Below are 13,443 nucleotides of genomic sequence, written 5' to 3' on the forward strand. Positions count from 1 at the left end.
AGACTATCCGATTTGGGCGCGGTGCATCAGGAAGGCGTCGGCGAGGGCGCAGGCCATCATCGCTTCAGCAACAGGAACTGCGCGAATGCCGACGCAGGGGTCATGGCGGCCTTTAGTAACAACGTCGACCTCTTCGCCCTTCGCATTCACTGAGCGAGTCGGGGCGAGCATGGAGGAGGTGGGTTTGATGGCGAGGCGTGCGACGACCGTGTTACCGCTGCTGATCCCACCCAGAACGCCGCCGGAGTGGTTGGCGAGGAATTCAATCTGGCCGTCTTCGCCGATCCTCATTTCGTCGGCATTATCTGTGCCTTTGGCGCGTCCGGCGGCGAAGCCGTCGCCGATCTCTACGCCTTTGACAGCATTGATGCTCATCAGGCCTGCCGCGATCTCTGTATCGAGCTTGGCATAGACGGGGGAGCCCCAGCCGACGGGCACGCCGTCCGCTTGGACTTCAACGATGGCGCCCACCGAGTTTCCCGATTTGCGAATACCGTCGAGATAGTCTTCCCACTGTTTAGCAGCGGCGGCATCTGGGCACCAAAAGGGATTGTTGCCAGTCTCGTCCCAATTCCATTGTGAGCGATCAATGTCTTGATCTCCGATTGAAATGACCGCGCCGCGCACGGTGACGTCGCCGACTATCTTGCGGGCGATGGCCCCAGCGGCAACCCGGGTCGCCGTTTCGCGGGCGCTGGACCGTCCGCCGCCGCGATAGTCGCGATGGCCATATTTGGCATCATAAGTGTAGTCGGCATGGCCGGGGCGGTACCGGTCTTTGATCTCAGAATAGTCTTTAGATCGCTGATCCTGGTTTTCGATCATCAGGCTGATCGGCGTTCCGGTCGTCATCCCTTCGAACACGCCAGACAGGATACGCACCTGATCGGGTTCACGGCGTTGGGTGACGAAGCGCGACGTGCCGGGACGGCGCGCATCAAGGAAAGGTTGGATGTCGGATTCTGTCAGGGGAATGCGCGGCGGGCAGCCGTCGACGACGCAACCAATGGCGGGGCCATGCGACTCCCCCCAGCTCGTGACGCGGAACAAATGACCATAGGAATTAAACGACATGGCCGCTGACTTAGCGGCTTAAGTATTGTGATGCCAGCGGCTTGGTCGACTGTATCTGTTGGCATCACAAATGCGCGTTTGCTTGCGGGCGCTCCCATTGTAGAGAAGACGGGAAACGCCAAACCGTGTGCAAGACCGAGACAATAATGAATAGCCTCGCTGATCCATCTATCCGCAGAGATATGCAAGCAAACCTAGCGTTCGAAGCTAGAAAGAAATCTGTCGCAGGCGCTTATGTACTTTGGCTCTTTTTGGGTTTGCTGGGGGCTCACCGATTCTATCTCGGGCGTACGGGGTCAGCCGTGATTATGTTTTTGCTATCGCTCAGCGTCGTGGGGCTTGTCGTAACGGTGGTCTGGTTTGTTGTCGATGCGTTCTTAATTCCGCGCTTGACCGAGGATCGAAACGAAGAAATTCGCTACTTGATCTCTATCTAGGGGAAATCTGTAAGGCCTAGAACCGACGTGCGCCCGCGCGAACCCGCATCGTTTGCGGTGCGGGAGGGATGAGCGTTTCGAAGGCAGATTTGGCCTGCATGAACGCGCCAATATTGGCGTAGGGGCTGTCCGGGTGAAAGAACTTCGCCTTTTTACGCCAAGCGCCGCGAATATCGGCTTCGCGAGCATTCATCGGGCAACCGAGGATCAGAAGCGCTTTTTGGCGAGTCATTGAGGCGGGCATCCTATTCAATATGTGCGGGACATTGTACTTAACTAATCCTAAATTGCGCTACAGAGAGTCAACGTCCCCCTAACGGACGTAGTTAACGGATCATAATTCGAGAAAAATATCGCATGACCCAGTCCATTCCATCCTCTCCATCGGCGACAGATTACCTGTCCGATACAAGCGAGCGAGATCTGTCTTGGATTGACGCCGCCGACCCCATGGCTTTGTTCGATCAATGGCTGTCACATGCGATGACCACGGAAGCGAATGATCCAAACGCCATGTCTTTGGCCACAGTTGATGGATCCGGACAGCCCGATGTGCGGATCGTCTTGCTAAAGGGACTCAGCGATGAAGGATTTGATTTTTATACTAATTCTCGCTCAGCCAAGGGGCAGCAATTGGGTGAGGTCGCCAAGGCCGCGCTTGGTTTCCATTGGAAAACGCAACGCAGGCAAGTGCGGGTGCGTGGATCGGTGATCGAAGTGGGGGCTGACGCGTCGGACGCCTATTATCGCAACCGCGCGCGGGGGTCGCGATTATCCGCTTGGGCCTCCCAACAATCACAGCCGGTTGCAGACCGGGACGCTTTGATCACTGCAATGGAAGAAACCGAAGCGCGGTTTGAGGATGCCGATGTTCCACGCCCCGATCATTGGTTTGGTTACCGCGTGGTCCCAGATTCTATCGAGTTCTGGCAGGACGGTGCGTTTCGCCTGCATGACCGCATCTTGTTCACGCGGTCCGGTGATGCGTGGGAGAAGACTCGTCTTTATCCCTAAGCCCAGCTAAAGCGCGCCCATGACTGATCCAACTCCCGAGCCGACTGACAACCCTGATCACAATCCGGTTGTGACCGAAACGCCTGAGCCGAAGGTTTTCGATCTCGACACAAGCGAGAAGAAGCGGATGATTGCGCGGCGCTGGGTGCTGCGAATTACGCTGGGTCTCACCATTCTATCACCGCTGGTGTTTATCCTTGCCGGATTTGGCGCGAAGTTTGGCCTCTGGTCTTGGCAATTCGGGCTCGGCACTCTGACACGGGAAGTCGGCCCGGTCTTGCTGATCGCGACGCTGGTGGCCGGATTGATCGCGCTGGCTTTCGCATTGCTGATCAAACCTCGCAAAGGCATCGTTATTGCGGTGTTCGCAATCATCATCCCAATCGCAGGATTTGCTAACCTCAAAGCGACGCAAGCTAAAGTCGCAAGCTTGCCGCTGATCCACGATATTACGACGGACACGCAAGACCCGCCCGTGTTTGGGGCAACGATTATGGCCGAACGCAACGCCGTCAAAGGCGTAAATACAATCGATTATGCGGGTAAGCGAGCCCCCACGCGGCAACGCGATGCGAATGGCGAACCCGTGACAAAGCTAGTGTCAGCCCTGCAAACGCAGGCCTATCCAGAAATTCGTACGCTGGTCCTGAGTGAAGCGCCAGATGTAGTCTTTGGTCGGGTTGAACAGGTGGCGCGCGATATGGGCTGGGCCATCAAGGACTCAGACAGTGCAGCTGGCAGTATCGAAGCGACGGCGACCACCTTCTGGTATGGCTTTGAAGATGATATTTCGATCCGCCTGCGCCCAGCGCAAGGGGATGGAACCCGGGTTGATGTCCGGTCGGTCAGCCGCGTCGGACTGTCTGACATTGGCGCCAATGCGGCGCGGGTCAAAAAATTCTTGGATGCGTTGGCAGATTAGCGCACTTGCGCTCGCCCGCGTGGTGATCTGAGGCGACCTAAGCCGCTATCTGGTATTCTTGGCGCAGACCGTCCGGGCCTGTCGCCACGACGCGGCCGGTTTTCCGCATATGGATCAGATGCGATAAAACACTGTGCGCCGCCGCCGGATGCAAACGCTTGTCGACGTCTTTATAAAGGCTGGCGACAATGTCCCCAATGCAGGTCAGACCAGAGTCAATCGCATTGATGATCTGGGCCTCTCGCGCCAAACGGTGGTCAATATAGGCCTGAACAAACGTTCTGACCTCTGTGATTGCTGGACCATGGGTCGGACGGATGATGTCGAAGTCCATGTCCAAGACGCGGTTCAGCGACGCCAGATAGTCGCCCATATCCCCATCGGGCGGTGAGACGACTGAGGTCGACCAGCCCATAATATGATCGCCGGAGAATAAGGTGTTTTCTTCTGTCAAAGCGAAGCACAGATGGTTGGACGTATGACCCGGCGTGTGGACTGCCGTGATCGTCCAATCCGGCCCTTCGAACCGATGGCCGTCGCGGATCTCGACATCCGGTTTAAAAGAGAGATCATCGCCCGCCTCCAGCCGGATTTCTCCGCCTTGTGGCGCGACGGGTTGCGTGCCGTAGCCATAAACATTGCAACCATGCTTGGCTGCCAGAGGCGCGGCGAGGGGGCTATGGTCAATATGATGGTGAGTGACCAGAACATGGCTGACGGACTTGCCTTCTAGGGCCTTATCGATGGCCGTCACATGGTTGGGGGTCGTCGGGCCGGGATCGATCACGCAGACGCTGTCACCGGCGCCGACGATATATACGCCCGTGCCTGTATAGGTGAAGGGCCCGGGATTGTCGGCGATAACACGGACGATCAGGGGGCTGAGCTGCTCTGCAACCCCATAATCGAAGGTGAAATCTTTGATGAATGGAATGCTCAACGTCCTAAGCCTTATCGTCCTGGGTGACTGTGATAAGTCGCTTCGTATCGACTAAAGCGCCGGCTTAGCTCCGTCCAGCCCGCCTCAGTGACAGTTCCGTGAGATCAGCGGACCCGGCGGACCCGGATTGCGGCGCCTTCGCCATTGACCCTCAGAAGGTATGACCCCAACGACGCCTTGCGGATTTCAACCGTGTTGGTCCGGCCCGCTTTATCCTTTGGAATTCGGACGCGGCGCGTATCCTGTTGATCCCATACTTGACCATTATCGAGATAGAAGCGGATCTTTTTTGATCCGCCAAATTCTTTGGTCGACCGTAGACCCAGTGTAATGTTCCGTATGTCCTCGATTTCCCGGGCAGGTCGCAATACGGCTTCTGAAAGACTTTGGTTAGCGTCGACTTCACGGGTCAGTGCGGCGCTCTCTGATCTGATGACGGGCGCGGTCAAGGCGTCACGCTCAGACGGTTTAGCGGTTTTGGATGATTTATCGCCGCCACCGAATAAGCCCTTAAGTCGCGGCAAAGCGGGAAGATTGAATCCGAACGCATCCCGCTCCACAGCTTCAACTTCTGATCGGAGAACGGTCGTCAACTCACCGCTCGCTTCAGCCTGCTGAAGTCGACCGACGGCCGCGTCGTAACAGGCCAGGCGGGCTGTTGAATCCTCAACCTCCGCACACGCGTAGACTGGGTCGAGAGGCGCGGCCCATGCCGGCGTCATAATAATCGCCGCCAATGATATATAGACAGCCGCCTGAGTGATTGACCGTTTATATTCTACTGCAGCCATCATGATCGAGTCCCGAAACGACGCGTTTAACGCGTTTGAATTGTTTTAAAGGTGTAGCAATCAATCGCAGGGATTGGAAAGAGCAAAGGGCAGGGCGCCTATTATTACCATAGACTTAAGATAGAACGAGTTCCGACCGACTAAGGTGACAAATTTGCAACAGTTTGGTCAAAAGGGAAAATTTTCTGTATTTTTATCCATATAGGGACTTGCTCGACTCGCCTTTCTAATTTTTAACGGAAACCAAGTGCGCAGGGGAGGTCCCGCGCCCAAATCACATTCGAAGGGTACAAGAATGACATTTCTTGACAAGGCGCGTCTCCTGCAGACGTCTATACTTGGAGGGCTTCTGTTCGCTGCCGCTCCAGTTTACGCACAGGACAATCAGCCAGTAGACGAAGTCGAAGAGACAACAGCTGCTGAAGAGCTGGACGATTTTGCCGAAGACGAAGATACGATCGTCGTAACCGGTTCGCGTCTGCGCCGGAATGAGTTCACATCCGTTTCGCCTTTGCAGGTTGTTGATGGCGAGCTGGCTCGTGATCTTGGTCTTGTCGACGCTGCTGATCTTCTTCAGCAAACAACAGTTGTTCAGGGTCAGCAAATCACGACCGGTGTTTCGACATCTGCGGGTCTTGCTACGGATAACGGTCCTGGCGCATCAAACGCAGCGCTGCGCGGCCTCACCGCCGACCGGACGCTGGTTCTTGTCAATGGTCGTCGCCTCGCCCCAGCGGGTGTTCGCGGAGCGCCATCCAATCCAGATTTGAACTTGATCCCAGGTACGCTCGTTGAGCGCGTTGATATCCTGCTGGACGGCGCGTCGTCCATCTATGGTTCTGACGCCGTTGCCGGTGTTATCAACTACCAACTGCAACGCGGTTTTGAAGGCTTGGAATTTGACGTCTTCGCAACATTGCCTGAATTTGCTGGCAATGCCGGACATCAGGAAGTCTACTCCGCCAAAGCGGGTCTTGTTAATGACAATGGCTTTATCAGTGTCGCTGTTGAGCACAATGAAGTCGATGGCTTCAACGAAACTGCTCTGACTGATTTCTACGAGCCGTATGCCAATGGTTGTCGCGCATCCGTATCTATCGGTGCAAGTGGTACGATCTATAACCCTGATACTTGCCGCAACGGTCAATTTGCTGGTGGTTCTGCCGGTTTCGGTCCCGCAGGCTTCATTGCTTATGAGCCAGGGGCTAATATTCCTGGGCTTCCGGTAAACTGGTCGCCAGTTGGTATCACCGGTGATCTTCTACAACCCGACAGTGTCGGTGGTCAGCGTCTGCTTAACTTCCCAGAAGAATTTAATGCGGCGTTCGCACCGGACTTTGAGCGTACATCTATCTTCGCCTTTGGTGAATATGACACCGGTCTATATGGTGACATGACAGCCTATTTCGAAGCGTCTTACGGTGAGCGCCGGACTTACACAGAAGGTCCAAACCAGGTCGGTCTTCAGATCCCAACGACTTATGGGCCAAGCAACTTCGGCGATCCTCTTAACTTAGGTCGTCCAACAACTCTGTTCTTCGAAACGCGCCTAGTCGCAGATACGTCTGTTGCGCAATCGCGCTTGATCGGTGGTTTCAAGGGCGATCTCCCGTTCCTTGACAACGACTTTATGAGCAACTTCGGTTACGACGTTTACGGAAGCTATTCCCGCTCAAGCGGTCAAGACTCTGTTAGTGGCCTGCCATATGTGCCGCGTTTGGAGCAGACGTTGACGAACACACGCTTCGACGCTGCAACTGGTGAGTTTGTCTGTGATTCTCGGACAATCCCGAATGAAGGACAAACGGTCGATTGTCGTCCATTGAACTTCTTTGAGCCGACCTTCCTGTTCGGTGGTCAATTTACCGATCCTGATGATACAGCTTACCTGTTCCCGAACCGTCTGACGGACACGGAAGTGTTCCAGACTGTCTTTGCGGGTTACATTTCAGGTGACCTCTTTGACATCCCGTTTGGTGATACTGTCCTTATTGGTATTGGTGCTGAATATCGTCAGGATGAAATCGAAACGCGCACTTCTCTGTCAGGTGAGTTTTTGGGCTTCACAAGCGATCCGGGCGCCAATGGCGAACGTGACTTTAAGGAAATCTTTGGTGAACTCGAGATTCCTCTGGTTAAAGACAAGCCACTTATCGAGTCTCTGACAGTCAACCTTGCTGGCCGTTATACAGAAGAGAGCAACTTCGGTGGTGCTGAGACTTACTCTGTTAAGGGTCAGTATCAGCCAACAGATTGGCTTTCATTCCAGTCGACATACGGTACATCATTCCGTGCGCCGTCCGTTGGTGACCAGTTTGGCGGTCGTGTCGTTAGCTTCCAAAGCCCTCAAGACCCTTGCCGGGTCCCGGGTTTTGCGATCCAGTTCATTGATGCCGATAACGATCCATCAACACCGGATACACGGGAATATATCCCTGCAAATGATCAACGCGCTGCAGATCTGATTGCACGTTGTGTCAATGGTGGTGGACCCTTCAACATTCCTGGAACGGACCCCTTCTCTTTGGGTACAACAGGTCTTGGCACGCCAAGTGCGGGCTTCATCGGTGCACCGACACGTATCGCGAGTGGTTCCAACCCCGATCTAGAGCCTGAAACTTCAACAGCCTTCTCGGCGGGTTTCACGTTTGATCAACCATGGATGGACGATTTCGACTTCCGCGTCGCGGTGACCTATTTCGAACTGAAAGTTCGGGATGAAATCGATCAATTGACAGGTGTCACGATCGTAAACCGTTGTTACAACTCGACTAACCTCGATGATCCGACATGTGGGTTCTTTACACGTGACCCACGCGTTGCAGGTAACGACTCCTCGGGTGAAGTCAGCTTCGTCTCGGCGACGAACCAAAACCTTGGTGAGCAAATCGTCGAAGGTATCGATTACAACCTCGAATTTGGTTTCGATGTTGAGCCTTCCTTCCTTGACGCTCCGATTGATTATCGTTTGATCGGTCGTGCAACTCAGATGCTGACACAGACTGAAGAGTTGTTCCTGGCTAACGGGACGATCCTCGACAATGATCTTGGTGAGTTTGGTAACCCGGAATGGCGCATGAATCTGACGAACGTCTTTGGTTACAAAGACTTCCAGTTCCTGTTCCAGTCACGTTACATCGACAGCCAAATCGAAAACTTCGTCAACGAAGATAACCCTGCAACGGGTCAGCGAGCTGGTGATGTTGATACGGAAATCCTGACGTCAGGCTTCGGTCGTTGTGTGCAAGCTAATGATCGCACGGCTGATGTTCCATGTATCCAGTATGATGGCTTGGACGAGTATTGGGTTCACGACATGTCACTGACATTCAACCGGGACACATATGCAGTCCGCGTTGGCGTCAACAACATCTTCAACGATGCGCCTCCAATCACGGACAACAACGATCTCGCTAACCTTGGCGGTATTGGTTACGATATCGGTGGTCGTACATTCTTCGCGAATGTCACGAAGCGCTTCTAGAAAGCCCGGAACAGCCGGTTTGATCCGGCTGAACTGATCTCAAATTGAAAGCGCGCTCTTCGGAGCGCGCTTTTTTTATGGAAGACTTGCAGAGTGAGCCCGGACAATCTCTGCTGACGACATAGTTCGAATGAGCGACGACTGACTGTAAACGCTTTCCTCAGTGGTTAGCGCTGGGCCGGTCGGGCATCGGCAATACAGTTAGGCCATCAACGATCAGGCGTGTCTAAAGGGCTGGAAGGGGCCGAGATCAGAGGGGCTTCGCCGCGCACGTATCGCCTATGCCAAGATCATCTTAGTTTGAAAGCCGGGACGATCAAACTTGATCATCTACTGGCGATTATTACCGCGGAAGGTCGAGCCTCTGGGCCAAGCGCCCTCACTAACCGACACTGTCATCGCTAATAGAAGGTGTCACCGCTAAGGACGGTCACGCCTTTTGTATTGGCTTATCGTGAGCGGCGTAGGCCAGACGGTTATTCGCTTAAAATCTTGAGCTTTACTGTGGCGCAATCAGCAGCCAGCGTGCGGCCTTCCGTGAAGGCCGCACGTTGATGAGGTCCGAAACGGATTGCTGTCGTGCATTCCAAGATGACCACAGGGTCAACGAATTTGACCCCTAAGGACTCTATAGCAGGCTAACGCAGGGTTAGCGTTCTAGAAAGTCTGGGAGCGTCGCCTTCAGTTCGTGACCTTGTGCGGAGAGGGCTTCACGGGCTTTCAAAGCGTTCTGAACTTCCGGCATATTGATCAGCGCACTCAGCGTTTCCAAATCACGCCCAGTGCTGACTGTTCCGGAAAACAGATCGTTGAACAGTTCTTCGCGCGTCTTTGCGCGTGGGAAGCGTTTGATGCGGACGTCTGCATCTTCGTCCATCTCGGCCAAGCGCTTGGCCGCCCGCAGCGCCGTGTCAAAGCCGCCCAACTCATCAACAAGTCCACGCTCTAAAGCTTGCTCACCTGTCCAAACTCGGCCCTCAGCGACTTCAATGACCGCTTCGCGAGGCATATTTCGTCCGTCCGCGACAATACCGACAAAGTTATTGTAGATATTGTCCATGGTGCGTTGATAGCCAGCGAGTTGCGCCTCAGTGAAAGGCTCATCTACATTATAGGCGCCGGCATAGTCCCCGCCGACCCGGATGCCGTCGATATTGTAACCGATTTTGGCAAACGCACCTTCCAGCGCGATTTTACCGCCAAATACGCCGATGGATCCAGTAATGGTCTGGGGTAGGGCGACGATGTGATCGGCTGGGGCGGCAATATAATAGCCGCCACTGGCCGCATATTGACCCATGCTGATAACAACAGGTTTGCCAGCGTCTTGAACACGTATCACGGCAGCCATAATCTGGTCAGAGGCGTCAGCGGAGCCGCCGCCCGAACTGATCCGGAAGACGACGGCTTTGACGTCTTCGTCATCGATTATGGAGTCTAAGCCTGCGGCCAAAGTGTCGCCGCCCATATTCGTGGTCGGGGAGAAGATATTATCGCCACCGCCGCTTCCGGGCAGGATCGTGCCTTGGCCTTCAACGACCGCAATGACAGGTTTGCCGAAATTCCCTTTCGGTTTGTAATCAGCGATGGACTTGAAGACCGTGTCTTCGTCGCCAGCTTTTGTGGCGATCCAGTCCTTCATCTCTTCAAGATAACCGAGCTTGTCGATTAATCCGGCATCAAGAGCATCGCTCGCACTGTGAGGTGCGGTGGCCAGTAGGCGCAGAACGTCTTCACGGGGCAGATCTCTATCATCTGCGATATTATCGACCGTATTGTCGAAAATAGACGTGATCAGGCTCTCTGTCGCTTCGCGGTGTTCGGGTGTGTAGCCCTCTTCCGTATAGGTGTTGACGGCATTCTTATACGCGCCGTGACGAATGAATTGTGGCTCGGCGTCGATTTTTTCCATGACGCCGCCAAAGAACTCGGATTGTGAATAGAGGCCAGCTGTGGCCATCGACGTGCTCGCTTGCAGCCAAATTTCATCAGACGCGCTGATGGCGTGGTAGGGAATAACGGATGTGCTGTTCAGGCCCTGGGCATGGGTCACCACGAATTTCCCGGATGCGCGGAAGTCGAGGATCGCCAGGCGGAGTTCCTCAGCGCTGGCAGGCGCAAGGCCGCCACTCTCACCGCGTATGAAGACGCCTTTGACTTGGTCATCGGTCTTGGCTCGGTCCAGAGATTGTACAATACCAACAATAGATGTGGGGCTGTCAGCGAACAGGGTTGGACCAACTGGAGCGTCGAGAATTGGCATGCGAAGGTCGATCTCAAGCACGATCGGCTTGGTGACTTTGTCTGAACCCGCAGCCATTGCTCCGATGGAGGCCAGCAACATAACCAGAAGAAAGAAGAAGACGAAAAGACCAATCACCACACTTAGGATCGTGATGAAAAATACCTTGGTCCCGCTGAGTCGTTTTTGCGGATAGGAATAGGCAGGAGAAGTGTCAGCCACGCATGCTCACTTTCGAAAAAGGTTGTTTCTTACTGTTTTTCGATATGTGCCACGTCGAACGGATTAAGGAAAGAGGCGGATACAGAGCGCTTACAGGGCATGAATGATGTCGCGTGGGCGGCGTCTGATTCGCCACAGGTGATATAAGGCGTATTCCGTGTGCAATCCGTCGGATTTCGCCGTTGCCTTTTTTGATACTCGCTCATAAAAGCCGCGCTCATCACAGACGGATAGGAGTCGCGCCGCGGCTTTCTACTGTTCGGATTGATGGGGTGTAGCCAAGTTGGTAAGGCAATGCTTTTTGGTAGCATGTACCGCTGGTTCGAGTCCAGCCACCCCAGCCATCCTCACGCGTGACGTGGTTTCCCGCTAAAAAATTTTATGGTTTTAAGGAACCTTCCGAGCGCGGGAGTCGTTGCTTGACTGAACCGCGTCCGTTTACAATAAGGATGCTCTGAGCATTCTCTTTGCGGGTGCCAAGGCAAATTTTGCCGCTCTTGTCCACGGAAAAAAACTATAAAAAACCGTTGCGAGGTGGTCGAGGTAATGATTGATTAACAAAAGTCGTCCGTGTAGGCGACCGTTCGCACGGCTCCTAAAGAAGCCGGCAATAAATGGAGGACGTGAGTGGTGCTAACCCTACCTGCCCGGCAGCTTGCCATGTGCGCAGCTGCTTGTTTTGGGATCGCCCTGGGTGCGGTTCCGGCCAGTCAGGCTCAAGCCCAAGATCAATCTCAGACGACGACTTCGCTCGCGTCTCAGTATGAATCCGTCCTGAAAGAAATTTCTGATCGCCGCACCAATGTCTTGCTGCGCGAATACTATCTTACAGAACAGCAAAAAGAGATCGACTCGCTCGCTGCTCGCTTGGCTTTGGCTAACGATAGTAGTGCGAGCGAGGAGTTGCTGCCAATGGTACGCGAAATGGTGGCCGAGCTTGAAAAAGTTATGGTTGCTGATTTGCCGTTCCGGATTGAGCGCCGTTTCGGTCTTCTCGATGATCTACGGGATGATTTGCAGGCCGAAGACGTGCTTGTGAGCGACGTTTATCGCCGCGCTTTGCAGCTTTATGGTTTTGAGGTAGCTTACGGTCTTCAGGTTGGGTCTTATTCTGGGGTCAGCCCGATTGCCGACCGGCAGGGCAACCGCTTCCAGGCCTGCATGGCGGATCCTGACTCCCCTGTCTGTGATCTGAACAAAGAACAACGTCAGGCTTTGGCCACAGGCGCTGAGATGGAAGATCTTCAATCTCAGCTTTACGACGGCAACTATATCCACTTCGGGCGTCTGGCGCTGCTCTATCTTGAGCGTGATAGTTCCGAAGGCTACCGCTATAACGAAGCAACGAAACAGTGGGATCCGCTGTCTAACTCCGAACTTCTGGGTCTTCGCCAGAACGTCCGTATTGCGCGTGGCGAAAGTGCCATTGGAACTATGACAGCACCGATTCAAATCGGTGAGGGTGGATCTGATGCCAGCTAGCCTATCGGTGAACGAAAAGAATTACGGGAAAACGACATGAACCAGACCTGGAAGGAAACCATGCTGATCACATCCAACGCCAAGCGAGCCTGGCTCGTCTGCGCCGCCGGGGCTATGGCCCTGACCGCGGCGCTGCCGGCTCAGGCCCAGCTTGAAACCGCCCTCTCCGCCGCGCGCCAATCTTCTGCGGCATCTGCTGCAGCTCAGCGCCAAGTGGAAGAGGCTGATGACACTGCTGGCTCTGCGGTTCGCGAATATCGCGCCGTTCTGCAACAGCTCGACAACACCAAATTGTTCGTCGCGCAGCAGCAAATTTTCCTTGATAGCCAAGCGTCGGAGATCAATTCCGTTCGCAATCAGCTCGGCACTGTGGAGCAGATCAAGCAGGGCATGAGCCCGATGATGTTGCGGATGGCGGTTGCGCTTGAAGATGCGATTAAGGCTGATGTGCCTTTCCGTGTAGCTGAGCGCCTCTCGCGCGTCACACGTGTTCAGAACGCTCTTGCAAATCCGAGTGTTTCGCCTGCCGAGCAATATCGTCAGGTTTTGAACGCGTATAAGATTGAGGCGACTTACGGTTATTCCACGGAAAGCTATGAAGGTGTTCATCCGGAAGAGCCGGGCAATGTCGTCGATTTCATCCGGTTTGGACGGACCTCGTTTATCTTTGTCGATAAGCGCGATGGTTCGGCCAAACGTTATGACACAGGCAGCGACAGTTGGGTGCCTCTCGATGATGTCGATTCTCGCCAAATTCGCCAAACCATCCGCGTTGCTCGTGAACAAGCTGCGCCGGAAGTGATCTACGCGCCCGTCACGGCCGCCAACTAGTCAA

Annotated in this window: 11 protein-coding genes and 1 tRNA gene; 7 read left to right on the forward strand and 5 right to left on the reverse strand. The window is 54.4% G+C overall.

All coding sequences use genetic code 11. The annotated features are described in order from the left end of the window. Nucleotides 1-3: 3 nt before the first annotated feature. Nucleotides 4-1,074 (reverse strand): chorismate synthase, encoded by a 1,071-nt coding sequence (gene aroC, locus QQL54_RS13790; protein WP_284391820.1) that lies wholly within the window; start codon nt 1,072-1,074, stop codon nt 4-6. 146 nt (nt 1,075-1,220) lie between these two features. Between aroC and QQL54_RS13795 the strand changes: the two genes are divergently transcribed. Further along, nucleotides 1,221-1,511 carry a TM2 domain-containing protein gene (locus QQL54_RS13795; protein ID WP_284391822.1) on the forward strand — a complete coding sequence of 97 codons (291 nt, stop codon included), beginning with the start codon at nt 1,221-1,223 and terminating at the stop codon, nt 1,509-1,511. A 16-nt stretch (nt 1,512-1,527) separates the two neighbouring features. On the opposite strand, the gene QQL54_RS13800 is transcribed toward QQL54_RS13795, so the two are convergent. After that, nucleotides 1,528-1,743, reverse strand: coding sequence for a J domain-containing protein (locus tag QQL54_RS13800; RefSeq protein WP_284391824.1), 216 nt, complete (start codon nt 1,741-1,743; stop codon nt 1,528-1,530). Nucleotides 1,744-1,868: 125 nt separating this feature from the next. On the opposite strand from QQL54_RS13800, the gene pdxH reads away from it, so the two are divergent. After that, entirely contained in the window at nt 1,869-2,525 is a 657-nt protein-coding gene (pdxH, locus tag QQL54_RS13805; RefSeq protein WP_284391826.1) for a pyridoxamine 5'-phosphate oxidase, read from the forward strand. 19 nt (nt 2,526-2,544) lie between these two features. Further along, nucleotides 2,545-3,447 carry a DUF1499 domain-containing protein gene (locus QQL54_RS13810; RefSeq protein ID WP_284391827.1) on the forward strand — a complete coding sequence of 301 codons (903 nt, stop codon included), beginning with the start codon at nt 2,545-2,547 and terminating at the stop codon, nt 3,445-3,447. 37 nt (nt 3,448-3,484) lie between these two features. Here the strand turns inward: QQL54_RS13810 and QQL54_RS13815 are convergent, their stop codons facing one another. Next, a complete protein-coding gene (locus QQL54_RS13815) occupies nt 3,485-4,387 on the reverse strand; it encodes an MBL fold metallo-hydrolase (RefSeq protein ID WP_284391828.1) in 903 nt (300 codons plus the stop codon). A 104-nt stretch (nt 4,388-4,491) separates the two neighbouring features. Further along, nucleotides 4,492-5,181 (reverse strand): hypothetical protein, encoded by a 690-nt coding sequence (locus QQL54_RS13820; RefSeq protein ID WP_284391830.1) that lies wholly within the window; start codon nt 5,179-5,181, stop codon nt 4,492-4,494. A 292-nt stretch (nt 5,182-5,473) separates the two neighbouring features. Here QQL54_RS13820 and QQL54_RS13825 point away from each other — a divergent pair, with 292 nt between their 5' ends. Continuing rightward, nucleotides 5,474-8,662 carry a TonB-dependent receptor domain-containing protein gene (locus QQL54_RS13825; protein ID WP_284391832.1) on the forward strand — a complete coding sequence of 1,063 codons (3,189 nt, stop codon included), beginning with the start codon at nt 5,474-5,476 and terminating at the stop codon, nt 8,660-8,662. 649 nt (nt 8,663-9,311) lie between these two features. On the opposite strand, the gene sppA is transcribed toward QQL54_RS13825, so the two are convergent. Next, the gene (gene sppA, locus QQL54_RS13830) at nt 9,312-11,126 is read right to left on the reverse strand and encodes a signal peptide peptidase SppA (RefSeq protein WP_284391835.1); all 1,815 of its coding nucleotides are present in this window, start codon (nt 11,124-11,126) and stop codon (nt 9,312-9,314) included. Between the two features lie 268 nt (nt 11,127-11,394). Between sppA and QQL54_RS13835 the strand changes: the two genes are divergently transcribed. The 3 genes from QQL54_RS13835 to QQL54_RS13845 all read left to right on the forward strand — a co-directional run bounded on the left by QQL54_RS13835 (nt 11,395) and on the right by QQL54_RS13845 (nt 13,439). After that, nucleotides 11,395-11,470, forward strand: a tRNA-Gln gene (locus QQL54_RS13835). A 286-nt stretch (nt 11,471-11,756) separates the two neighbouring features. Next, nucleotides 11,757-12,608 (forward strand): DUF3450 family protein, encoded by an 852-nt coding sequence (locus tag QQL54_RS13840; protein ID WP_284391837.1) that lies wholly within the window; start codon nt 11,757-11,759, stop codon nt 12,606-12,608. 36 nt (nt 12,609-12,644) lie between these two features. Further along, nucleotides 12,645-13,439: a DUF3450 domain-containing protein gene (locus tag QQL54_RS13845; RefSeq protein ID WP_284391839.1), complete on the forward strand. Its 795-nt coding sequence runs from the start codon at nt 12,645-12,647 to the stop codon at nt 13,437-13,439. Nucleotides 13,440-13,443: the final 4 nt, after the last annotated feature.

It is taken from the genome of Algimonas ampicilliniresistens, from assembly GCF_030159955.1.
In the GTDB taxonomy this organism is placed as follows: domain Bacteria; phylum Pseudomonadota; class Alphaproteobacteria; order Caulobacterales; family Maricaulaceae; genus Litorimonas; species Litorimonas ampicilliniresistens.

Excerpts from the sequence above, each read along its gene's own strand:
- QQL54_RS13825 (WP_284391832.1), top strand. The coding sequence starts at position 5,474 with ATGACATTTCTTGACAAGGCGCGTCTCCTGCAGACGTCTATACTTGGA.
- QQL54_RS13845 (WP_284391839.1), top strand. The coding sequence starts at position 12,645 with ATGAACCAGACCTGGAAGGAAACCATGCTGATCACATCCAACGCCAAG.
- QQL54_RS13795 (WP_284391822.1), top strand. The coding sequence starts at position 1,221 with ATGAATAGCCTCGCTGATCCATCTATCCGCAGAGATATGCAAGCAAAC.
- QQL54_RS13810 (WP_284391827.1), top strand. The coding sequence starts at position 2,545 with ATGACTGATCCAACTCCCGAGCCGACTGACAACCCTGATCACAATCCG.
- pdxH (WP_284391826.1), top strand. The coding sequence starts at position 1,869 with ATGACCCAGTCCATTCCATCCTCTCCATCGGCGACAGATTACCTGTCC.
- QQL54_RS13800 (WP_284391824.1), bottom strand. The coding sequence starts at position 1,743 with ATGACTCGCCAAAAAGCGCTTCTGATCCTCGGTTGCCCGATGAATGCT.
- aroC (WP_284391820.1), bottom strand. The coding sequence starts at position 1,074 with ATGTCGTTTAATTCCTATGGTCATTTGTTCCGCGTCACGAGCTGGGGG.
- QQL54_RS13820 (WP_284391830.1), bottom strand. The coding sequence starts at position 5,181 with ATGATGGCTGCAGTAGAATATAAACGGTCAATCACTCAGGCGGCTGTC.